The organism is Desulfobacula sp. (assembly GCF_030611305.1).
Lineage (GTDB): Bacteria > Desulfobacterota > Desulfobacteria > Desulfobacterales > Desulfobacteraceae > Desulfobacula.
In genome coordinates, this window is record NZ_JAUWQB010000037.1 from 1 (window position 1) to 23,790 (window position 23,790).

The 23,790-nt window shown below is 39.3% G+C and carries 18 protein-coding genes and 1 pseudogene; 10 read left to right on the forward strand and 9 right to left on the reverse strand.

Annotation, left to right across the window (positions count from 1 at the left end; translation table 11 throughout):
* Both QAI40_RS08875 and QAI40_RS08880 read left to right on the forward strand, forming a co-directional pair.
* Nucleotides 1-538: pseudogene (locus tag QAI40_RS08875) on the forward strand (ExeA family protein); the annotation flags it as partial.
* Nucleotides 539-1,122: 584 nt separating this feature from the next.
* Nucleotides 1,123-2,490 (forward strand): tetratricopeptide repeat protein, encoded by a 1,368-nt coding sequence (locus QAI40_RS08880; protein WP_299979820.1) that lies wholly within the window; start codon nucleotides 1,123-1,125, stop codon nucleotides 2,488-2,490.
* A 369-nt stretch (nucleotides 2,491-2,859) separates the two neighbouring features.
* Here the strand turns inward: QAI40_RS08880 and QAI40_RS08885 are convergent, their stop codons facing one another.
* A complete protein-coding gene (locus QAI40_RS08885; RefSeq protein WP_299979823.1) occupies nucleotides 2,860-5,022 on the reverse strand; it encodes an alpha/beta fold hydrolase in 2,163 nt (720 codons plus the stop codon).
* Nucleotides 5,023-5,176: 154 nt separating this feature from the next.
* On the opposite strand from QAI40_RS08885, the gene QAI40_RS08890 reads away from it, so the two are divergent.
* Genes QAI40_RS08890 through QAI40_RS08905 form a run of 4 tightly spaced genes read left to right on the forward strand, consistent with a single transcriptional unit; the run spans nucleotide 5,177 to nucleotide 9,051 of the window.
* Nucleotides 5,177-5,608 (forward strand): 4Fe-4S binding protein, encoded by a 432-nt coding sequence (locus QAI40_RS08890; protein ID WP_299979826.1) that lies wholly within the window; start codon nucleotides 5,177-5,179, stop codon nucleotides 5,606-5,608.
* On the forward strand, nucleotides 5,608-6,651 hold the full coding sequence (gene mnmA / locus QAI40_RS08895) for a tRNA 2-thiouridine(34) synthase MnmA (RefSeq protein WP_299979828.1): 1,044 nt from the start codon (nucleotides 5,608-5,610) through the stop codon (nucleotides 6,649-6,651). Before QAI40_RS08890 ends, mnmA begins: the two co-directional genes overlap by 1 nt.
* Nucleotides 6,648-7,961 (forward strand): tRNA (N(6)-L-threonylcarbamoyladenosine(37)-C(2))-methylthiotransferase MtaB, encoded by a 1,314-nt coding sequence (mtaB, locus tag QAI40_RS08900; protein ID WP_299979831.1) that lies wholly within the window; start codon nucleotides 6,648-6,650, stop codon nucleotides 7,959-7,961. Before mnmA ends, mtaB begins: the two co-directional genes overlap by 4 nt.
* A 25-nt stretch (nucleotides 7,962-7,986) precedes the next feature.
* The gene (locus QAI40_RS08905; RefSeq protein WP_299979834.1) at nucleotides 7,987-9,051 is read left to right on the forward strand and encodes an ATP-binding protein; all 1,065 of its coding nucleotides are present in this window, start codon (nucleotides 7,987-7,989) and stop codon (nucleotides 9,049-9,051) included.
* Here the strand turns inward: QAI40_RS08905 and QAI40_RS08910 are convergent.
* A complete protein-coding gene (locus QAI40_RS08910) occupies nucleotides 9,048-9,812 on the reverse strand; it encodes a TerB family tellurite resistance protein (RefSeq protein ID WP_299979837.1) in 765 nt (254 codons plus the stop codon). The genes QAI40_RS08905 and QAI40_RS08910 overlap by 4 nt on opposite strands.
* Nucleotides 9,813-9,947: 135 nt before the next feature.
* On the opposite strand from QAI40_RS08910, the gene QAI40_RS08915 reads away from it, so the two are divergent.
* Nucleotides 9,948-10,529, forward strand: coding sequence for a BON domain-containing protein (locus tag QAI40_RS08915; RefSeq protein ID WP_299979840.1), 582 nt, complete (start codon nucleotides 9,948-9,950; stop codon nucleotides 10,527-10,529).
* Nucleotides 10,530-10,532: 3 nt separating this feature from the next.
* Here QAI40_RS08915 and dnaE read toward each other — a convergent pair whose 3' ends face one another.
* Nucleotides 10,533-14,054, reverse strand: a complete 3,522-nt coding sequence (gene dnaE / locus QAI40_RS08920) for a DNA polymerase III subunit alpha (RefSeq protein ID WP_299979843.1) — start codon at nucleotides 14,052-14,054, stop codon at nucleotides 10,533-10,535.
* Nucleotides 14,051-15,532: an IMP dehydrogenase gene (guaB, locus tag QAI40_RS08925; RefSeq protein ID WP_299979846.1), complete on the reverse strand. Its 1,482-nt coding sequence runs from the start codon at nucleotides 15,530-15,532 to the stop codon at nucleotides 14,051-14,053. The genes dnaE and guaB overlap by 4 nt, the downstream gene beginning before the upstream one ends.
* 476 nt (nucleotides 15,533-16,008) lie before the next feature.
* Here guaB and QAI40_RS08930 point away from each other — a divergent pair, with 476 nt between their 5' ends.
* Nucleotides 16,009-16,617 (forward strand): L-threonylcarbamoyladenylate synthase, encoded by a 609-nt coding sequence (locus QAI40_RS08930; RefSeq protein WP_299979849.1) that lies wholly within the window; start codon nucleotides 16,009-16,011, stop codon nucleotides 16,615-16,617.
* On the opposite strand, the gene sppA is transcribed toward QAI40_RS08930, so the two are convergent.
* The 4 genes from sppA to hisC form a co-directional block, all read right to left on the reverse strand.
* Nucleotides 16,555-17,457 carry a signal peptide peptidase SppA gene (gene sppA, locus QAI40_RS08935; protein WP_299979852.1) on the reverse strand — a complete coding sequence of 301 codons (903 nt, stop codon included), beginning with the start codon at nucleotides 17,455-17,457 and terminating at the stop codon, nucleotides 16,555-16,557. The genes QAI40_RS08930 and sppA overlap by 63 nt on opposite strands.
* Before the next feature lie 102 nt (nucleotides 17,458-17,559).
* Nucleotides 17,560-19,470, reverse strand: a complete 1,911-nt coding sequence (locus tag QAI40_RS08940) for a 30S ribosomal protein S1 (protein ID WP_299979855.1) — start codon at nucleotides 19,468-19,470, stop codon at nucleotides 17,560-17,562.
* Nucleotides 19,471-19,586: 116 nt separating this feature from the next.
* Complete coding sequence (gene cmk / locus QAI40_RS08945; RefSeq protein WP_299979858.1) at nucleotides 19,587-20,246, reverse strand: (d)CMP kinase; 660 nt, start codon at nucleotides 20,244-20,246, stop codon at nucleotides 19,587-19,589.
* A 2-nt stretch (nucleotides 20,247-20,248) separates the two neighbouring features.
* Complete coding sequence (gene hisC, locus QAI40_RS08950) at nucleotides 20,249-21,346, reverse strand: histidinol-phosphate transaminase (protein ID WP_299979861.1); 1,098 nt, start codon at nucleotides 21,344-21,346, stop codon at nucleotides 20,249-20,251.
* 108 nt (nucleotides 21,347-21,454) lie between these two features.
* Between hisC and QAI40_RS08955 the strand changes: the two genes are divergently transcribed.
* Nucleotides 21,455-22,630, forward strand: coding sequence for a DUF1343 domain-containing protein (locus QAI40_RS08955; RefSeq protein ID WP_299979864.1), 1,176 nt, complete (start codon nucleotides 21,455-21,457; stop codon nucleotides 22,628-22,630).
* Nucleotides 22,623-23,309: a ribonuclease HI gene (locus QAI40_RS08960; protein WP_299979867.1), complete on the forward strand. Its 687-nt coding sequence runs from the start codon at nucleotides 22,623-22,625 to the stop codon at nucleotides 23,307-23,309. The genes QAI40_RS08955 and QAI40_RS08960 overlap by 8 nt, the downstream gene beginning before the upstream one ends.
* A 34-nt stretch (nucleotides 23,310-23,343) precedes the next feature.
* Here the strand turns inward: QAI40_RS08960 and QAI40_RS08965 are convergent, their stop codons facing one another.
* Nucleotides 23,344-23,610 (reverse strand): hypothetical protein, encoded by a 267-nt coding sequence (locus QAI40_RS08965; RefSeq protein WP_299979870.1) that lies wholly within the window; start codon nucleotides 23,608-23,610, stop codon nucleotides 23,344-23,346.
* Nucleotides 23,611-23,790: the final 180 nt, after the last annotated feature.

Here is a 23,790-nt window from a genome sequence, read left to right on the forward strand (position 1 = left end):
TGCCGATGTGCTCGGTGTGGTGACCAGTGGCCGCACAGTTCCTTTGCTGATCAAGCTGCAAAAACAGATCATGCAGATGGCATCGGAAAATCACAGCATGTTCCCGGTATTTGTTATGGATGATGCTCACCTGATGGAAAAGGAATCATTAATGGATATTTGCTCTTTGATGTTCAACCCCCACAGGGAAACAGTGGCGGCAAGTTTTATTCTTGTAGGTGATGAAACCTTTGAGAAAAAATTATCATTGCAAATAATGGCACCGGTTAGAACAAGGCTTACCGGGCAATTTAATTTAAATACCTTGAATGACACTGACAGTCTTGAGTTTATAAAGTTCAGGCTCTCCAATGCAAAAGCACCTGAGACACTTTTTGATCCGGATGCCTTGAGTATCATGTCATCGCATTGCAGGGGAAACCGTCGTCAGATCATGAACATGGGAACCCTGCTTTTAGCAGAAGCTTTTTACAGACAGGAAAAAACCATCAGTGCCGAATTAATCTACAATTGCGACCAGATAGAGATATCTGAGTGAAACGGAGGCATGCGAGAGGGGACTCCGGTGCCAAGGGATAACTCAGTGCGGTAGACTGCTGTCTGCTCAGGCCTGGTGGTGAATACTGCCAGGCCTACCTCTATAACTAACAGGTAAAACATCATGACATTCTGTTGGGATGAAAGCGCGACAATCTACAGTTCCCGATCACCTACTTGCAGGTTTTAAGTGGTAGATTAAATTTTTTCAATTTTGGAACTTTAGCTCCATATAAGCCCAAGACATTATTCCTGACCATTCTTCCGCACTAATTTTTATAATATATACATCACATTTTGACAGATTCTTGGAAAATAATTTCCGGGGCCTTGACCAAGATCCGCTTACTCTCCAATAAAATTGATCAAGCGAGTGGATTCACAACCACAACATCTTGTGAACGGACCAAATCATGTAAAACTTTTAGGTGGTGGTGTCATTGACAATCAGCTTTTTCCCGGCCTTCAATGATAGGATAAATAGTCTTGACTTGGCAAACAACTCAATTAATAAAAAATAAATATAAATGATCTATTCACATTCTCATTGATTTTAAAACCGCAATATCATAAGGAATAAATGTTTTGGTTCTAAAAGTATTGATCAATATGGGAGATCCATATGAAAAATTTTTTTCGGTGTTTATATTATTCATCCCGATGATTTTGTTCTGGCCTTCCATTTCACAATCCGTATCAGGGACAGAGAGCCAATTAGATTTTGAAAAACGTTTCATCCAGATAGAAAAGCAGCTTGAAAAAGATCATTATCAGAGAGTCGGATTTAAAAAAGATTTCTTACATTTGAAAGACCTAAATAATGAGTACGAAAAACAGCTGTTGATAAGGTTTGAGAGGCAAAATGATAAAATCAATTTCTTTGTTACCATCCCGGCAGTTATTATCACCATTTTGGGTGTGTTGGGAATGGGGTGGGTAATATGGGCGAATAAGAAATTACGAAAAAATTGGGGGAAAACTCTTGAAGAAGAGCGCAGCAAATTTGATAAAACCCTCAAAGAATTTAGAGAGATTTTTGCCCAGATCAACGGCAAATGGGAACAGAGATTTGAGAGTACCCAAAAAGAGATGAGAGATCTGCATGACGGAATTAAAATAAATGAACTAATCACTGCTGGTAATAAATTATTTTCAGAGAAGAAATTTGATGAAGCAATTGAAAAATATAATGAAGTGGTTGAGATCATGCCGGCGGAAGCCAATGCGTTAACTCTTTTAGGTAAGTGCTATTTAGATAAAAAACAATACAAACTCGCTATAGAATTTTGTGATAAGGCACTAAACTTTGGTTCTAAAAATACTGAAACATATGCTACTAAAGGGGTTGCATATTTTAACTTGGGTAAATATCCTGAAGCCCTCGCTGAATTTGGAAAAGTGCTGGAAATTACGCCGGACGATTTTAATGCTTTGTACAACAAAGCACTTTGTTTCGGAAATTTAGGAAAGTCGGAAAATTCATTAGAAATTTTTGAAAAATTATCAAAGCTATATCCACAAGATGGAAGAATCTGGGATGCTATGGGTATCTCGCTCACCAGATTGAAGAGATATAAAGAAGCATTAATCGCATATGAGACAGCATTGAGATATGCAAAGAGTAATACAAAAATCATCAAAAATTATTTGGAATCACAGATTCTTAATGGAAATGACCTCAATATTGGAATAATCCAAAACTTGATGACAACGGGAAAATTAGATCATAGTGAGATAGCTCTTTTTAATTTTTTTATAGCGATAGACAAAAAAATAAAAAATCAGGATACCACTAAATTAGAGGCTGAAATTGATTCCCTTTTTACTCAAAAATTATCTTTTCATTTTTCATTTGATGATATTTTAGATTGGGTAAAAAACTCCGACTTAGATGACGAAAAGAAACAATATATTCAAAAGTTGACTGAAAAAATGAAGGGAAACAGTCGATAAATAAAAAGTTAAACGAACTCCGATGAAAATTTGAAATCAACTACTCTTGAATTGTCCTTGAGTTTTTAAATATCCAATAATTTAAATTTTATTTAAAACAAAGGCAATCTACTTTGCTTAATGGCAAACACAATATATCGTGGTACCGCCCAACACAACGAAATTCAACTCTATATACATCACACTTTAGCAGATTCTGAAAAAATAATTCCAGGGCTCTCAACTAAAAATATCTTACTCTCCAATGAAATTTATTATTGTGCCTGAGGATAAAAAAAATCAGCATGAAGGCTATTCCGCTTCCCCCTATAAGAGAATTTGAGAATAAAAAAGCGTTTAGCAATGCTGTGGATATTGCTATTAACTTGGTTAAACCCATTGTTTGATAAAATTTTCAATGGCCTTATAAATTCTTTTAGCACCCTCCCCTATTAAGATCCCATGGCATTCACAATCAAAGATATAATACTCTTTGATATCAGATCCTATCCGTTCAAATAATTTAAGGGTTCCCTTGGGATTCACCACAGGATCTTTTCTGGACTGGACCACCAGGGCTGGTTTATTGATGGTTTTAAGCTTTGGTTCAAGGTGGTCCATGAGTTTTTCAAGCTGACGGATACCGGCGATAGGGTTTCTGACGTAATTGATATGGGGATTTTCAGGATTGTTTTCAATAAATTCTTTTGCGATTGCATCCAGATGAATCTTTTTTATCATGGCATTCCAAGCATCAATGGCAGGGACAAAATATGATCCTAAATCCTGAAGTCTCATGGGAGGTGCAACAGCAAAAACAGCCTCTATATCATCCACCCTTGTAGATAGTTCCAAAGCAAGTCCGGCACCGGTTGAAAAACCACCGACAATTATTTTCTTACACGAATGCCTTAAGACGATAAAGGCTTCTTCAACCGATTCTATCCATTGTTCAAACTTAGTTTTGGCAAGATCCTCAGGCGCAGTCCCATGCCCTTTCAGTCTTGGCACATAAACCGTAAAAGATTTTTCATGCAGATAGTGCGCAAAAGTTTTCATTTCTTCGGGGGCTGCCATATAACCATGAATCAATAATATGCCTGCAATTTCGTTTTCATGCTTAAGAAATAACGGCCTTCCGATTCTTTTTTTCTTTGATTCTTCTTCAATATAGTGATCATTATAATCTTTGGAAAAATCCACCGCTATCTTTTCTATGATCCTGTCTTTCACAAGACCAATAATTTCATCCTTGGATTTTTGAGCAACTTTTTTGAGAAAATCCTCAATTTCTTTTACCGGCTCTACTTCATTGACCATGACAAGAACAGGATTTTCTATCCTGATGGTATGAAAATTTGATTTGGTGATAAATTTGGTCTGATCTTTAAATATTTTACCATCTTTTATTTTGATAACATTTGTATTTTCGGCAATGGCAAAAAAATCAGCAAATCGTTTAAACCGGTCATCTGTTAGAAGATGGATCTGATTTTCCAGAAAAGTCTCGGACATGCAACATGTTTTATTGGATACAAGACAACAAATTGCGAAATATACTTTGCACTTGAATTCATATATATCAATGCCCTCTTTCCTGTACGGAAAATGCTTGAGGATGCATGCCAGGACATGATCGTAATTAAGGGTTGTCATGGCATATACGGCTGACATATATTTTTCCATGATGGTTATGGAAAATTGCCGTATAATCTGCTTTGAGCTGATATCATCATCAAACTTAATTTTCCGTTTAACTGTCAGCATGCTTTCAATATAGGGATCATTTAAATATCCCTTAATGTTAATGGGTTCCCCAAATCGAATATTGATATCCACATTAGAAAACAACATGCTGCCTTCGGTCATTAATTCGTCCAAGACTCTTTTTGACGGTTCTTTCATCACAATCCGGGCTATTTGGCTTAAAATATTTTCCTTTGGGCTTGCAGGATAATAGGTGATATTAACGGGTACAATGTGTGTTTCCCGGGCAAGGATCTGATCAATATTTTCTATTTCAAATACTTGAACAAGCCTTTCAAATTCAGGCTCACCCATATCTTTCATTCTTCTTAAGCGCTCACGGTAAAATTCACAGCGCAGAGCCACAATGGCTGCACCGGTATGAGGTCGCCTCATTACCCCCTCATCGCTCAGGGCAAATTGATCCTTTTTAATCAATTTTTTATTTTTAACCATCATGCCTTCAGGAAAAATAATCCACTGAACATCTCCTGATAATACTGTCTTTAAAATAAGTTCATCCCGGTGGGGATCCTTTGTTGATACGGCACCCAGATTCTTTAAGAATCCTTGTAAAACAGGAACCTCAAACAATTCTGCCGCAGCAAGGGACCAGATTTCTTTTTTTGTGATGTTGTGAATGTGATAGGGAAGAAAAATGGTTTCTATCCGTGTAAAGTGGTTGGCCGTAAAGATGACAGAACCATCCGGAATATGGTGCTTTCCCGAAATTTTGATATTTGCCTTGGAAAAACCTGAAAAAGTTTTAAGGGTATAGCTGGATAACTCGAATGCAAATCTGTTCATAGATCGAACCTTTAAAACAACATTGTCTATTTGTTGTGTTTATTATATAAATAAGTGGTGTTGATATAAATCTTGACCTATTAAATAATAATACTTAAAGTAATGATTTTGTCAAAGAAAATTATTCAGGACCGTTTAAAATTGGAGGCTTAAATTGTATTCCAAAATAGTAATACTGAACTTTCCATCAAAAGTTGCCCAAAAAGCACTGGTCTGTCAGTTAACAAAAAAATTTGATCTTTTGTTTAATATTTTAAGCGCTAGAATATCCAATAAAAAAGAGGGCTATATGGTTCTGGAGATTTCCTCGGGCTCTAAACCCGCTTTTAACAAAGGGGTAAAATTTTTAAAAGACCAGGGAGTGTCAGTATCAAGTCCTGAACATCAAATTTACAAAGATGAAGAGATCTGTACCCATTGCGGAGCATGCACGGCAGTTTGTCCGACCGATGCACTCTATATCAAACGACCTGAAATGGAAGTTATTTTTGACAAACAAAAGTGCAGTGTGTGTGAGCTTTGTGTTCTAACCTGTCCGACAAGGGCCATGGGATTATTCTCGGAAGTTTCCCAAAAAGTTGCCTGATGAAAAACCCGGTTATTGCGGTCGCATTAAGTGGCGGAGTTGACTCTCTTGTTTCGGGATATCTCTTAAAACTCAAATACAAACATGTTTTTGGTGTTCATTTTACAACCGGTTATGAAAAAAACCCTGCGGATCTAACCCTGCTTGAAAAACAGTTAGGCTTTCCTGTCACCGATATTGATCTTTCGAAAACTTTTGAAAAAAAGATTGTTCAATATTTTGTCCAAACCTACCTTGAGGGTAAAACACCCAATCCCTGTATTATCTGCAACAAAGAGATAAAATTTGGTGAACTGCTAAGATACGCCCAAAACATGGGGGCAGATTTTCTGGCCACGGGCCATTATGCCACCATCATCAACCCGATCTCTTTTCCGGATAAAAAGATTTCCCATTGTTATCTTGAAAAAGGATCAGACCCAATAAAAGACCAGAGCTATTTTCTCTCCCTGTTGTCCGGAGAGCAACTTGAAAAAATTATTTTCCCATTGGCAGGGATGGCAAAAGAAGATGTTAAGCGATTTGCCGGATCAAAGCATCTTGAGCCGATCCACCCCAGTGAAAGCCAGGACATCTGCTTTATACATGACAATAATTTTTCCCGATTTATTCTTCAAAACCAGGGGATTACCCCCAATCATGGTAATATTGTAGACCATAACGGCAAAATAGTGGGCCGTCACAAGGGTCTTCACAAATTTACCATAGGACAAAGACGCGGTATCGACTGCCCTGCAAAAGAACCCTATTATGTTAAACAGGTTGATATAAAAAATAATATTCTGAGGGTTTGTTTTAAAAAAAATCTGGCCAGAAAACAATTTAAAATTGACCAAATAAATTGGAATTTTCCAGACTCCAAAATTATTCCTGATATAATTACCAAAATCAGATACAGCCACAAAGGTGCCTTGTCAACACTCACCTTAAACGAATCTTGTGGAGAGGTTGTCTTTAATGAACCCCAGAATGCGATTACTCCTGGGCAGGCAGCGGTATTTTATAAAGGTGCCAGAGTTTTGGGGGCCGGTATTATCCAATGAAAAAATTTTATATAGAAACCTTGGGATGCAAAGTCAATCAATACGAAAGTGACGGAATTTCGTTAAGCCTTGAACGACAGGGCTTGATAAAAGGAAGTAAAAAACAGGAGGCGGACGTTTTTATCGTCAACACCTGCGCTGTCACATCAAAGGCCAGCATGCAGTCAAGACAGGCTATTCGAAAGATTATCAGGGAAAATCCCAATGCAAAAGTCATTGTCACGGGATGCCATGCTCAGACCGATCCTGAAGAAATAAAAAAAATTGAGCAGGTTGATCAGGTTGTCTGTCATAAAGATAAGAACAAAATAGCAAACCATATTACGTCTATTTGTGAGAACAACTCCCCTCTGATATTTAAAAAAATCGATCACAGCAAGGCAAACACCTTTCTTGGGTTTGATCATGCTGTTAAAGGTGAAATGACACGGGCATATCTTAAAATACAGGATGGCTGTAATGCATTTTGTACTTATTGTATTGTCCCCCATGCAAGGGGATCTTCCGTAAGCATGCCGGAAAAAGAGGTTTTTCAACATTTAAAAGAATTGAATGATTCAGGGTTTAAAGAGGTAATTATCACCGGAATCCATACGGGTATGTATGGCCTTGACCTTGAAAAGAAATCATCTCTTTTGCAATTGCTTAAAAAGATCAATGATAAAAGACCCGTTTACAGAATAAGGCTCAGCTCCATTGAACCCGGAGAAATCAATGATGATATTATTAATCTTGCCAAGCCGGGAAATATTTTATGTGACCATTTTCATATTCCGCTGCAATCCGGGGATGATGATATTTTAAAAAAAATGAAGCGGCCATATACCGCCTCTCTTTTTGAAAAAATCATCCATAAAATTCATGAAAAACTTCCCTATGCGGGTATTGGCGTAGACACATTGATCGGATTTCCTTCGGAGACTGAAGAACAGTTTGAGAACACATATAAATTGATTGAAAAGCTTCCCATATCTTATCTCCATGTCTTTCCATTTTCTGCAAGAAAAGGAACCCCGGCCTTTAATTTTGATAACAAGGTTGACCCAAAGGTAATCAAGCATCGGTGTGCAAAGATGCGGGAACTTGATAAAATAAAAAGAAAGGCGTTCATTAATGCCAATTTGAATAAGAAACTTCAGGGTCTTGTGCAGCATAAGATTGATGCTAAAACAGGTATGCTTAAAGCTGTCACATCCAATTACTTAACTGTCTTTCTAAATAATCATCATGATTTCAGAGGGAAAATTATTGATCTTGTTTTTGAACAGTGTGATAGTGGTTTGAATATTATTGGGAAAACTATAGATTAATTTTAACATACAGGAGAGTTATACCATGAATGATGTTTACAAAAAGCTTGCTGCCCACCTTGACAATACTCCCAGCGGCTTTCCTGAAACCGAATCAGGGGTTGAACTTAGAATTTTAAAACAGCTTTTTACAAAAGAAGAGGCAACGCTTGCTCTGTCCCTTGTCATGATTCTCGAGACAGCCGAAGCAATTGGTCAAAGAGCCCAAAAAGACCCCAAAGAAATCGAGCCCTTGTTAATTGAAATGGGCAAAAAAGGATTGATTATCCATGTCAACAGAAATGGGGTAAACACCTTCATGTTCCTTCAGTTTGTGGTGGGTATCTGGGAATATCAGGTCAACAGGCTGACCAGGGAATTGATTAAAGATTTCAATGAATATGCTCCTTACCTGATAAAAGACCAGTATAAAAACAAAACCCAGCAATTACGGGTAATACCGGTTGCCAAAGCAGTCAACACGGAACTGAATATCATGGATTATGAACAGGTTGAAAACATTATAAAATCCCAGTCAAAAATCCTTGTTGCACCCTGTATCTGTAGGCAAGAACATACGATCATGGGGAAAGGCTGTGGTAAAATAAGTGAATCCTGTCTGGTATTTGGCGGGGGTGCCTATATCTACGAAAGCCGGGGGATCGGTCGGACAATATCCCAGGACGAGGCATTGGATATTGTCAAAGAAGGGGTTAAACAGGGGCTTGTCCCCCAGCCGTCCAATGCAAAAAAACCTTTGAATATCTGCCTTTGCTGTGACTGTTGCTGCCAGATCCTGAAAAACATAAAAGATTTTGAAGCCCCTGCAAAAATTGTCAGTTCCAACTTCCAGGCCATAGTCGATCAGGATGAGTGTACAGGATGTAAGGCCTGTGAAGAGATCTGCCCAATGGAAGCGATAGAAATGGATGAGGAAAAGACCGTTTCATTCGTTAACCTGGACCGTTGTATCGGATGCGGCCTCTGTGTCACTGTCTGCGAGTTTGACGCCATGTCTCTTAAGGATAAAAAAGAAACCGAAAAAATAGAACCTCCGGCAAACCTTGTTGAAACTTATATGAATATCGCCAGGGAAAAAGGACTTTTTTAGATTCCCCTTTCCTTTTTCACATATTCATAGGCTTCCTGGATTTCTTTGAACTTGTTATTGGCAAATTTGATAAATTCTTCAGGAAGCCCCTTGGCTTCAATTTTATCCGGATGGTATTCGGTTACAAGCTTTCGATATTGTTTTTTTATCTCTTCATCAGATGAAGTTTCATCGCATTTCAAGACAGCATAATATTTATTGGTTTCCTTGACATATTTTGATTTAAGCCGCTCATAATCTGCACTGGAATAATTGAAAATTCTTGTGGCAGACAGGAGCATGGCTTCTTCTTCACTGGAAATGCTTCCGTCTGCAGTAGATACCCTCAGTAATACATCCATCATCAGTTCGATAATATTGGGTTGGGTCCTGAATACTGAATAAAACTGTATGGCAAAAGCATCAAAACTTTCAGGAGAACTAACCGCCTGTCTGAATATATTTTTAGCGGTTTGCTGGCCGTTTAAATCAAGCTGAAGATCTTGTTTCATAAATCTTTCCACTGCAGATATCTCACTGTCCGCCACATTGCCGTCTGCTTTACAAATTTTAGCCAGCATGGAAAATGCAGCGGTGAAAAAAACAAGCTGGGCCTCTTCATTGGAAGACAAAGTATCCTGTGTTCCAGGTCGTGATGAAAGATACACCTGTTCTTTTTTATCCACAAATGTATGCCCGAATGCTGCTCCTGCCACGGCGCCTATGGGGCCGCCCAATGCAAAACCAATGGTCCCTCCGATCATTTTGCCAAGCCAACTCATTTATCTTCCTTTCAAATAAAAAATCAAAACCCTTGTATCATTTTCAAAGATTATATATAAACACAATTGCTTGATACGTCAAACTTTATAACCCAACAATCTTAACCGTGACGACTTTTAATAAGGAGGCACAAAATGAATTTCAGATATTTATTTTTATCTCTTGCATTGATAACTTCCTTAATCTTTGGCGGCTGCGGCGCTACGGTTGTTGGTGGTGCTGTTGTCTATGGCGGATATAAAGGCGCTACAGATGAACGCTCCCTCGGTACCATAGTAGACGATTTAGTTATCTCCGCAACCGTTAAAATCAAAATGATTTCAGATAAATTTGTAAAGGCGCGGCAGATTGATGTGGATGTATTAAACGGCGTCGTATACCTGATCGGTGTGGTTGACTCTTCGACTCAAAAAAAAATGGCAACCGATATCGCAAAAGGGATTAAAGGTGTAAGACAGGTTGAAAACCAGCTCGTTATCGGCAAAACCGATGTTAACCAAATTTCAAGTGATATAATTCTTACAGGCAAAATAAGAATACAACTTTTAAAAGACCTGGATATCCGATCAACCAATATTGATGTTGATACCAATAACAATGTAATCACATTGACCGGTATTGTTAAATCGAAAAAAGAAAAAAAGAAAGCCCTGGTTATTGTGCAAAAGGCTGCCGGGGACCGGAAGATAGTTGATAATCTATCCGTTGGCAATTAATTTTTACTTTTTTTTATTCAGCCAGGGTTTGTTTCTCTTTTGTTTCTCTTTAACGGGTGTACACTTGGTTTCAATGGCACCAGCGCCCAGCAGTTCTTCCACTTTTGCAAAAAAGGAAGGGTCAGAACCGGTCCTATATTCATCCGAAAGTTTAACCAGTACAGGCGGCTTATCCTCTATTTCTATTTTTAAACAGGCAGTACAATCACCAGGGTAGTTTTCAATAATAGATTTAAGTTTTTCAAGCGTATCCGAAGAGGCATCCTGAGCATTAACTTTGATCAATACGCCATCGGTCCATTCGTGAGAAGCATGTTCAATGGGGACAATGTTCTCCGCCACAAGCTTGACAATGTTTTCCTTTTTTTGAACTTCTGCCTCCAGAATGACAATCTCCTCATCGGCCAGAAGCATGTGGATTTTTGCATAAAGATTGGGGAATACCACAACTTCAACACTGCCTGACTGATCCTCGATGGCCGAGAATGCCATCATATCCCCTTTTTTGGTTTTGTGAAGCTTAAGAATTTTTACAGAACCGCCTATGCGGATCATTTTTCCATCAGCCGTATCATGAATATTGACAGAATTTACAGTGGCATATTTTTGAATTATTTTTTCATATTTATCAAGGGGATGACCTGAAATATAAAATCCCAAAGACTCTTTTTCCAGGGACAAAAGCACGTTATCTTCCCATTCATCGATGTCAGGCGGTTTTGGCCTGCTCACAGGCAGTGCGGTTCCCATATTTGAATCTGCAAATAAATCTAATTGTGAATCGGCTTTTTCCTTTTGTATCCTTGATCCATGTTCCAGGGCATCTTCAAAAATCGCCATCATCTGGCTGCGCTTTGTATTGCTTGAATCAAATGCCCCGCATTTAATCAACGCCTCAAGGACTTTTTTGTTCACCTTTCCGACATTGACCCGTTCACAAAAATCATAAATGCTTTCGTATTCACCCTCTCCATTTCTTGATTCAACAATGGACTCAATGGCTGCCTCACCAATGTTTTTCACCGCAGCAAGACCAAACCTGATACATCCGTCGGACACGATAAAATGCGCATCACTCTTATTTACATCCGGTGGCAGCACTTTAATTTTATGGCTCCGGCACTCATCTATATATTTTATGACAGCATCGGAATTGTTTCTCTCGCTGGTCATTAAAGCAGCAATAAACTCAAGGGCAAAATTGGCCTTGAGATAAGCGGTTTGATAGGCAATGAGGGCATAGGCTGCACTATGGGACTTATTAAAGCCGTACCCACCAAATTTTTCCATCAAATTAAACAGTTCTGCCGCCTTTTCAAGGTCATGGTTGTTTTCTTTAGCCCCTTTCAGGAACAGTGCTCGATGTTCTTCCATCATGGAAGCAATCTTTTTTCCCATGGCTTTTCGAAGTCCGTCTGCATCCGCCATTGAATAATTGGCAAGCACACCGGCAATTTTCATAACCTGTTCCTGATAAAGGATCACACCATAGGTCTCTTTTAATACCGGTTCAAGTTCATCAAAAAGATAGACCACTTCTTTATGCCCATGTTTTCTCTCAACATAGGTGTCTGCCATACCGCTGTCGAGAGGACCCGGGCGATAGAGGGCCACCAGGGCAACAATGTCTGAAAAGCTTGCCGGTTTCAATCTTGAAATCAAATCCTTCATGCCTGAACTTTCAAGCTGGAACACACCTGTGGTGTCAGCCCGTTGCAAAAGCTCAAAGGTTTTGGCATCATTGTAATCAAGATTTAAAAGGTCCGGGGGTGTTTTTCCCTGTTTTTTAATCAGCTCGATACAATTTTTTATAACAGTAAGATTCCTTAACCCCAGGAAATCAAACTTAACCAGTCCCAGTTTTTCAACATAATTCATATCAAACTGGGTCAGGGTCTCACCCTCTTTGCCTTTATACAGGGGAAGATATTCGTTCAAAGGCTTGTCAGAAACCACAACGCCCGCTGCATGAGTGGAAGCATGCCTTGGCAGCCCTTCCAGAAGCAGAGATGTTTTCAGCATCTGGGTCTTTTCTTCAGATTCAGCACATTTTTCCCGGATACGTGGAACTTCCTCCATAGCCTTTGTCAGGTTCTTTGCATTGTCCGGGATCATTTTGGCAATTTCATCCACCTCGGATAAAAGAACTCCAATAGCCCTGCCCACATCTCTGATGACAGCTTTGGCCTTAAGCTTTCCAAATGTTATAATCTGGCAGACATACTCGGGGCCGCCATACCGGTCAATGACATATTTATAAACCTGATCCCGGCCTTCGATACAGAAATCCACATCAATATCCGGCATGCTCATCCGGGAAGGATTTAAAAATCTCTCAAAAATCAGCCCATGTTCAATAGGATCAAGGGCTGTAATATCCATTGCATAGGCTACCATGCTTCCGGCAGCCGATCCCCTTCCTGGACCGACCGGTACATTGATTTTTTTTGAATATTCTATAAAATCGGCAACAATTAAAAAATATCCGGGGAATCCCATATCAAGAATCACCCCGATCTCATACTCAATTCGATCCCGGTAAACCTTCTCGTCAATATCCGGATTTGAAGCCTTAATGATCTTAAACTTTTTTTCAAACCCTTCCATGGCCTTTTGTTTAAAAATTTCATCCTCGGATTCTTCTTCAGACATGGCATATCGCGGGAAGTGATATGTCTTGTCATCAAATTCTACATTACATTTTGAGATGATTTCCCTTGTGTTCTCAATGGCTCCCGGATAATCACCAAAAGATCGGATCATCTCTTTTGGAGACTTAAAATAAAGTTGGTCAGAATCGAATTTGAATCTGTTTTGATTGGTAAGGGTATCTCCTGTCTGAATGCAAAGCAGTATTTCATGGGCCTTATCATCACCTTTGGAAAGATAGTGGCAGTCATTGGTGGCCACCATGGGAATGGAAAGCCGATGGCTGATGTCAAGGAGTCCTTCATTTACTTTATGCTGAATCTGAATTCCATTTTTCTGAACCTCCAGGAAAAAGTTTGTCTCACCAAAAGTATTCAGATAAAACCTGGCCGCATCGTCTGCAGCGTCCATCTTGTTTTGGATAATGTTTTTGGGGATATCCCCTTTAAGGCAGGCAGAAAGTCCGATCAACCCTTTTGAATGGTTGGCCAGAAGTTCTTTGTCAATCCTGGGTTTATAGTAAAATCCCTTGAGCTGGGCAATGGAAACCAGCTTGCAAAGGTTGGTATATCCTTCACGGTCTTTTGCCAGAAGAACCAAGTGGCTCAATCCCTTGTGATCCATCTGGGTTCTGTCATTCAAAGTTCTGGGAGCAACATAGACTTCGCACCCAATCACGGGTTTGACGGATTCTTTCCTGGCCTTTTCATAGAATTCTGCAACACCGAACATGGTGCCATGATCGGTTATGGATACGGCATCCATTCCATATTCATGGCATTTCTTAAATAAGGAATTCAGCCTTATGGCCCCATCAAGAAGCGAATATTCCGTATGAAGATGAAGATGATAAAATGGTGATGGTAATTGGGTCATTGCCGGTTAGCGCTGCTTCCAACCCTGTAATTTGGAGCCTCTTTGGTAATGACAACATCATGTACATGACTTTCCTTAAGCCCTGCTGAACTGATTTTAACAAATCTTGCCTTTTCATGAAGCTCTTCAATTGAAGATGCCCCAAGATATCCCATACCGGCTTTAAGGCCGCCAATCATCTGTACTATATTTTCTTTAATTGTTCCTCTGTAGGGGATTCTGCCGACAATACCCTCAGGAACAAGCTCCTCATCCGTACCAGCATCTTTCTGATAGTAGCGGTCGGAACTGCCTTTTTTCATGGCTTCCACTGATCCCATTCCCCTGTATGCCTTATAAGAACGCCCCTGATAGATAACCATTTCCCCCGGACTTTCTTCAGTACCTGCCAGAAGACTTCCCAGCATGACAGAATCAGCTCCTGCGCCCAGTGCTTTTGCAATATCACCGGAAAATTTGATACCACCATCGGCTATGATGGGAACTCCGGTTGTCTTTGAAATTTCCTTGCAATTCTGAATAGCAGTCAATTGCGGAACTCCAACTCCTGCAACAATACGTGTGGTACAAATAGAGCCGGGGCCAATCCCTATTTTAACGGCATCCGTTCCCGCATCTATCAAGGCTTTTGCACCAGCTTCCATGGCCACATTTCCGGCAATAAGCTGGCAATCCGGAAATGCACTTTTAATTTTCTTGATCGCATCAATCACATTTTTTGAATGACCATGGGACGTGTCAATCACAAGGGCATCCACCCCCGCCCTTATCAATGATTCAACCCTTTGCATCATGTCGGAACCCACACCAATGGCACCACCCGCCCTTAATCTGCCCAGCGAGTCTTTGCATGCATTGGGATATTTCTTAATTTTTTCAATATCTTTTATGGTGATCAACCCTTTAAGTTTGCCTTCTTTATCGACAACCAGAAGTTTTTCAATTCTATGTTTGTGAAGCGTAACTTTGGATTCTTCAAGGGTACATTTTTCCGGAACCGTCACAAGATTTTCACTGGTCATAACTTCTCTTGTAGGTTTTCCCAGCCGGGTCTCAAACCTTAAGTCTCTGTTGGTCACAATGCCGACAAGTTTGTCCCCTTCGGTTACAGGAATACCGGAAATCCTGTATTTAGCCATAATTTTCAAAACTTCTGAAATGGGAACATCCGGATGGACAGTAATCGGATCAACAATCATTCCGCTTTCTGATTTTTTTACCCGGTCAACTTCAATAGACTGCTCTTCAATACTCAGGTTTCTATGGATAAACCCCAATCCCCCCGCTCTTGCCATACTGATGGCTGTCAATGCTTCGGTAACTGTATCCATGGCCGCACTGACAATGGGAATATTCAGTTCAAGCTCTTTGGTCAAACGGGTACGGGTCAGAACTTCATCTGGAAGGATGGCCGAATAGCCGGGTAATAAGAGGACGTCATCAAATGATAACCCTTCCTCGGATAATATTTTGGACATAAGTTAACCTCCAGAAAGGAAAATGTTTATTGATACTATTAGGCTGGCAATCTAATGAAGTCTTAAACCACCAGCCTATTTGAAATCAAATCAGTATATAAACATGTACTCTTACTAAATATCAGATTTTTTAGCAAGATCAATATTGCCATCAAAGATAAAAAACAGCAGCATGAAGTTACCCAATTCCACTTTATTTATTTCTTTTTATAAAGCAGCCAAGGTGCGTATCAGGTTTCAATGTATGATTGATCAACCAAGAAACGTGATGACCCCGTTCAAGTATTCTCTTTAAATCTTTATTCAGGTTGCTTCTTCAATAATTGTTTTTGGAAGAATACAACTGATTTTCTTGAACTGTCAATGATTTGGTTGACATAAATACTTTTTGTCGCTAATTTGTCTTTTGTTCATTTTAGTAGTTGGCTTATTTAATTGGGAAGTGAATCACAGGAAAACGGGATAAAGAATAACTCATGCTGTTAAAGATCAATCCGCAAAATCCCCAGAAACGCCAGATTTCAAGGGTGGTAGATATTATTAAGGAAGGCGGGATTGTGGCATATCCGACTGATACATTCTATGGTATCGGGTGTGATATTATGAATAAAAAAGCCATTGAAAAAATTTATGCCATAAAACAACGGAATAAAAACAAACCGTTTAGTTTTATCTGCCCTGATTTAAAAGATATTTCCCAATATGCCAAAGTATCCAATTTTGCGTATAGAAATATGAAAAGACTATTGCCGGGACCCTATACATTTGTTCTATCCGGCTCAAAACTGGTTCCGAAGATGATGCTGACCAAGCGAAAAACAGCCGGCATAAGGGTCCCGGATAATAAGATTGCCTTGGCCATAACCAATGAGCTTGGCCACCCGGTCATTTCAACCAGCGCCACCCATCCGGATGGACAGGTTTTCGAAGACCCGTCACTGCTTCATGATTATTTTATAAAAACCATTGATGTGGTTATTGACGGCGGGCCTGTTCCGGGATCTCCATCAAGCGTTGTTTCTTTAATTGATGATATACCTGAGATTATCCGTTACGGTTCCGGAGATGTTGATGTCTTTGAGTAAGGTGTCTACAAGTTTTTTAATAAATGTAATTTTATCTTCTTTGGGATAAACCGGTTTTAATTCCCCTTTGATATTGGCCATCTCCCCGGCCCACCGGACCGCATCATCAAGATTTCCCAGACGATCGATCAATTTTAATTTGAGTGCTTTTTGACCGGTATAGACTCTTCCGTCCGCAAGCGTTGCCATTGTCTGGAAATCAATACCTCTTGCCTTTGCTGCATCATTTACAAATTGAAGATGAAGCTCGTCCACAAGGGCTTGAAAAATCTTTTTTTCCGAATCTTTAAGCTCTCTTAAAGGAGATCCCATATCTTTAAATTCACCACTTTTAATCACAACAGGAGATATACCGATTTTTTTAGCGATTTCCATAATATTGGCATATTCCATGATCACACCGATACTGCCGGTGAGGGTTCCGGGGTTGGCAACTATCCCGTCTGTTGCAGATGCAATATAGTATCCACCCGAGGCCGCAACCGATCCCATGGAGGTGATTATTTTTTTAGTCATCCTGGTTTTCACGATTTCACGATAAATTTCCTGGGCGGGTCCGATGCCTCCTCCTGGAGAGTCAATTCTTAAAATTATGGCCTTGATATCATCGTCATCTCGAAAAATTTTAATGTTTTGAATAATTTTTTTCGAAGACAGTATCATTCCATTGATTTCGACAATACCGATATTGCCGCCAGATGAGGTGTACTGCTGGGCAAATTGAGTGTTCAGCATTTTTGAACCAAAAGATACAAAAACAATAAATCCAATGAACATGATAGTAAAACAGGTTGAAACAATCATTAAAAAAAATAAGAATGGATGTCTTCGAGCAAACATATAAACGTCCTAATAATCAGTTAAAAAAAGCCGGATCAACCTTAAGGTTATCCGGCCCTTATACACTATTCAGCACTCAGAAACGATAGGTTCGAGTTTGAGTTATTCTTTTTCAGGTTTATCAGTTTCTTCACCGTCCTGTTTTTCTTCGTCCTGAGTTTTATTTGCTTCAAGTTGCTCCTGGATATTGTTTCTCAGGATTTCACCAAAAGATGAGGTGGCAGGTTTCATGTTTTTAGCAAAGTCTTCAAGATATTTGTCATCATCGTCTTCTTCAAGGCGTTTGATGGAAAGGCCGATACGTCTTTCATCACTGTTGATATTCATTACTTTTGAAGTAATTGTTTCTCCGATCTTGTAACGTTCTTTCGGGCTTTTCACATTTTCTTTACTGATTTCGGATACATGAACAAGACCTTCTATACCCTCTTCAAGTTCGACAAATACGCCAAAGTCAGTCAGATTGGTGATAACACCGGATATTTCCTTACCCACTTCATAACGCTGAGCAACGGATTCCCATGGATCTGCCTGGGTCTGTTTGATACCCAAAGAAAACCTTTCATTGGATTTGTCAATATCGAGAACAACGGCCTGTATGGTTTCATTTTTCTTATATGCTTCAGATGGATGTTTGATTCTCTTTGTCCAGGAAATATCTGAAATATGGACCAGACCGTCAATATCATCATCAATTCCGATAAAGAGACCGAATTCAGTTATATTTTTAATTTTACCCTCAATAATGGTACCTACCGGATATTTCTGAGAAATAACTTCCCATGGATTATCCACAGTCTGTTTAATCCCCAGAGAAATTCTCCTGTTATCCGGTTTCAGGTCGAGTACAACCGCTTCAATTTCTTCACCGACAGTTACCATCTGGGATGGATGACGGATCTTTCTTGTCCAGGACATTTCAGACACGTGAATGAGTCCTTCAACGCCCTCTTCAAGTTCAATAAACGCACCGTAATCCGTAAGACTGACTACTTTACCGGCTATTTTTGAATCAACCGGATATTTATCAACTGCAGTTGTCCATGGATCAGGCGTCAGTTGTTTCATGCCAAGGGATACCCTCTCTTTTTCAAGATCGAAAGAAAGAATTTTGACATTGATTTTGTCTCCTATAGAAAAGAGCTCTGATGGATGTTTGACCCTGCCCCATGAGATGTCGGTAATATGAAGAAGGCCGTCCACACCGCCCAGATCGACAAAAACGCCATATTCTGTGATGTTTTTTACGATACCTTCCATGACCTTGCCATCTTCTATGGCCTCAAGGGTTGTGCTTCTAAGCTTATCCCGTTCTGCTTCAAGAAGAACTCGTCTTGAAAGAACGATATTGTTTCTCTTTTTGTTGTATTTGAGGATTTTGAATGTATAGGTCTGATTTACCATTTCATCCATGTTGCGGATGGGTCGAAGATCGGCCTGTGATCCGGGAAGGAACGCCAATAGTCCAATATCAACTGAAAACCCACCTTTCACCCGGCTGGTAATGACACCTTCAATGGTTTCATCTGCATCGTAAACGTCTTTAATCGCATCCCAGACTTTAACTTTTTTGGCTTTTTCACGAGACAGAAGAACGGTTTCTTCTTCTTCATCCCATACTTCAATCATCACTTCAAATTTATCATTGACATTGACGTTTACATTGCCTTCCTCATCAATGAATTCCCGAATAGAGATCTGTCCTTCAGATTTATATCCAACATCTACAAGAACCATATCCCTGGCGACAGATATTACAGTTCCGGTTACCACCTGTCCTTCTTCAAATTTCTTAAGGCTGGACTCATAGATGTCCAAAAGCTCTCCCATTGTTTCTTCGCCTGTAATTTCAGGTGAAGCGACTTCTTCTTTCTCAGGAGCGACTTCTTCTTTCTCAGGAGCGACTTCTTCTTTCTCTGAAGCGACTTCTTCTTTCTCTGAAGCGACTTCTTCTTTCTCTAAGGTTTCAGTATTCATTTTTTGATTTTCGTTTTCTTCAGTAATGTTGTTCATTAATATTATTCCCCCTAATCATATTTTATACTTCTCTATATGAACAAGATATAGGGAAGTACAATTCGCCTTTTTATCAAATGGTAATGGAAAAATCAATAGAATTATTAAGCTTTTCAAGCTTTTTCGATAATCCTTAACATTTTGTCAACCACCTGTTCAATGGTCAAAAAAGAGGCGTTAATTTCAATGGCATCTTTTGCAGGCTTGAGAGGTGCGGATTCTCTTTGAGAATCGTTATGATCTCTTATCTCTATTTCCTTTTGAACTTTATTGATATCCTTTGTCTCATCCGGCATTTCATCAAATCGCCTTTTTGCACGAACATTTAAATCAGCAAAAAGAAAAAATTTTACTGCGGCATCCGGGAAAACCACTGTGCCCATATCCCTGCCCTCGAAAACAGCATCCTTTGTTTTACCAATGTTCCTTTGAATATCAAGCAGGGCCGACCGAACCTGTGGTCTCGCAGAAGAAGAAGATGCCAGCATTGAAATTTCGGGTGTCCGGATAGAATTTGTAATATTCCTGCCAGATGACATTAATATAAATGAATCTTTTTCCATTACAAAATTGAGATTAAGATTTTTTAAAAAATCTTCAAGCACCATATCGTTTTCCCAGTCAATATCCTGCCTTTGAATTTCAAAGGCGACCCCCCTGTACAGGGCTCCGGTGTCAACATAAACACATCTCAGTTTTTTTGAGAGCAACTTGCTTACAGTCGTTTTACCTGCACCTGCAGGGCCATCAATAGTAATTATTTTTGATCTCATTTTTAATCCTTGTTTTTTAAAACCTTTTTAAGGGCCCGGATAAAAATGACATTTTCCTCTTGTGTGCCTGTATTCACCCGTAGAAATGTATCAAATCCATAAGATTTCATTGATCTTACAATAACACCCAGTTTCAACATTTTTTGAAATATTTGTGTGGCATCTGTTTCAAGGTCCAGCATCAGAAAATTGGATTGGGTCGGTAAACAGTTAATTCCCAAATCGGCAAGCTCAGCAAATAAAAAATCAAGTCCGTTATGAGTGGTTTGGATACTCTTATTCAAGAATGCTTCATCACCAAGGGCCGCAACAGCAGCCGCCTGGGCAAGACTGTTTACATTAAACGGCTGCCTGATCCTGTTTAAAATTTCAGCAATTTCCGAGTCCATTATTCCATACCCCACTCTGAAACCTGCCAGTCCATAAGCTTTGGAAAATGTTCTGAGTGTCACAACCCGTGGGTCTTGCAACGGATTTTTTAAAGAATTATAAACCAAATCATTTCTTACAAATTCTATATATGCCTCATCCACAACAATAATAACATCATCGGGTACTTTTTTTGAAAATTCATTAAATTCGTCATGGGTAATCGTACTGCCCGTGGGATTAAACGGGTTGGTGATAAAAATCAATTTGGTTTTAGCTGATATCTTTTCAATAATGCCTTCAAGATTTGTAGAAAAATCAGTTAACGGAACCTTGACAGGCCGACCCTTTGCTGTTTTAACACTTATTTCGTACATTAAAAATGATGGCAAAGGCATTAATGCCTCATCTCCGGGATTTAAAAAACCATGGGCCAAAAGTGCGATAATATCATCAGATCCGTTCCCAATGACAATATTCTCTGGTGCGATATGAAATTTCTGGGTAAGCTTGTTGCATAACAGATAAGCTGAGGATTCAGGATACCGGTTCATATCCTTCATGTTTTGTGTGACTGCATCATAAACCTTTGGGGAAAAGCCAATTGGATTCTCGTTGGAAGCAAGTTTGATCGCATTGGTGATCTGATACTCTCTTTCAACCTCTTTGAGGGGTTTACCCGGTTCATAGGGTTTAATCGCAGCTATTTGATCACTGATTTTAAATTTCATAACCTGATTTCTCCTAAAGATGAAAGAATAATATTTAGTTAGGATTTGAAATTTTGTCAATGATTATGATACTTAAGACTCTGAATAAATAATACGCTTAAGGATTTTATGAAAAAATATGTGACTCTCGGACTTGAGAACCTGATTGCAGATCCGCCTGAACTCCTAAGGGGAAAGCGGCTTGGCCTGCTATCCAATCCGGCATCGGTTGACGGTCGGTTCAATCATGCATCAAAACTTATTCATCACTTTTTTCCGGAACAGCTAAAAGTACTGTTTTCTCCTCAACATGGTTTTTTTGCTGAAAAGCAAGATAACATGATAGAATCCCATCACATTATGGAACCGGAATTAAACATCCCAGTATACAGTCTGTACTATGATACAAGAATTCCAACCAGAGAAATGTTTGATCAAATAGATGTTTTGCTCGTTGATATTCAGGATGTCGGAACCCGGGTATATACATTTATTTATACGGTATCTTTTTGTCTTGAAATTGCAGCAGCGTTAAAAAAGCAGGTAATCATCCTTGACCGTCCCAACCCTATCGGCGGAACACAGGTTGAAGGTAACATCCTTTCAAAAAGGTATGCCTCTTTTGTAGGGCGGTTTCCTGTTCCCATGCGGCATGGGCTGACGATTGGAGAAATTTCACAATTCTTTAATCAAAAATTTCATATGGGGTGCGACCTGACCATCATCCCAATGACCGGCTGGAAAAGACAAATGTATTGGCAGGACACCGGACTTTCATGGATAGCCCCTTCCCCGAATCTGCCGACACCGCAATCCTGCATGGTCTATCCAGGACAGGTTATTTTTGAAGGCACAAACATATCTGAAGGGCGCGGCACGACTTTGCCCTTTGAACAATTCGGAGCTCCTTTCCTGAATACAAAAAAAATCAAAGCTGAGGCAGATGAGATGATAAAAGGCGCCTGTCTTCGTCCAGTTAATTTTGAGCCGACATCGGGAAAATGGCAGGGTGACGTTTGTAAAGGCTTTCAAATTCACATAACTTCAACAGATGAATTTAAACCTTATTTATCCTCTTTGATATTGATGCAGTTGATTATCAAACATCATAAAAATGAATTTAATTTTAAAGAACCCCCTTACGAATATGAGCTTGAAAAAATGCCGATAGATCTGATTCTTGGAAGTAAAAAACTTCGTAAAAAGCTGACCCGTTTAGAAGATTTGAGCCTTTTGTCAGACCAATGGCAGAAAGAACTGGAGAGTTTTAAATCTATCTCAGGGAAATACCATTTATATGAATAATCAACATCAGGCCGACTCCTGGAAAAGGATGAGTTTCAAGAGCAACAAAGTTTGGGTCCAAACGGATGCCAACGGGGATCTCCTGGTTGAAAAAGGAAAGGTCTTAATAAAATACAATTTAAAACAAGACTATGAGTATAGAGTCAAACCAGAGAGTTTAAAATCTGAAGACCAGGCCATCCCGGCAAAAAAGAAATCGACATCTCAACAACCATCTTCGATCCATCAATCCGGTAAACTTTTAAAAAAGAAAGACACTGAAACAGATCTTCCGGATAATTGCATTAAAATTTATACCGATGGTGCTTCGTCCGGCAATCCCGGGCCTTCAGGAATCGGCATTCTTTTTATCTATGGTGAAAACAAAAAGGAAATCTCAAAATATATTGGCAAGGCAACCAATAATATTGCAGAGCTGACTGCAATAAAAGTAGCACTGGCAGAACTGAAGCGCGTTGATTTGCCGGTTCGTATTTTTTCAGACTCAAGTTATTCTATCGGCCTTCTGACAAAGAACTGGAAACCCAAAAAAAACCAGGAGCTTGTTTTTGAAATCAGAGCATTAATGGACAAATTTTGTGATTTAGCCTTTATTAAAGTAAAGGGGCATTCGGGTATTAAAGAGAATGAGGTGGCGGATTTCCTTGCAACCTCTGCAATTAAAAAAAACCTGCTGTAAAACCAGGCCTTTTTTGAGATTCTATCGTGATTTTTTATTTTTCTTTTTTCAGGTCATCTAATTCTTTTTCAAGTTCTTCAATTTTGGCTTTATCATCTTGGGGTGCAGGCGCATCATCACCCTTATCGTTTTTCCAGGAATCTTTCAGTTCATCAAATCCAAGATAAAGGGCAAGACCACCGCCTAAGAGAAGAACAGGTGGAATACACCCTGCAAGAAGTTCTAAAAATTCATCAAACCAAACAGCCAAACCCACTACACCCAGAAGAACTGCAATAGCCCCACCGATTAACGTTTTCATAAAAAGGCCCTCCTAAAAATTTAATTCACATAACAAATTATTCTTTTACAATTAAACAAATTTAGAAATTGTCAACATTAGGATGAAAAAAATAACATAAGCCTTTGTTTTTATCAAGGCTATTTTAAGATTGCCATTCCAATTAAGCTTTGATAATTAAAGGGGGTTGTATTATTTACT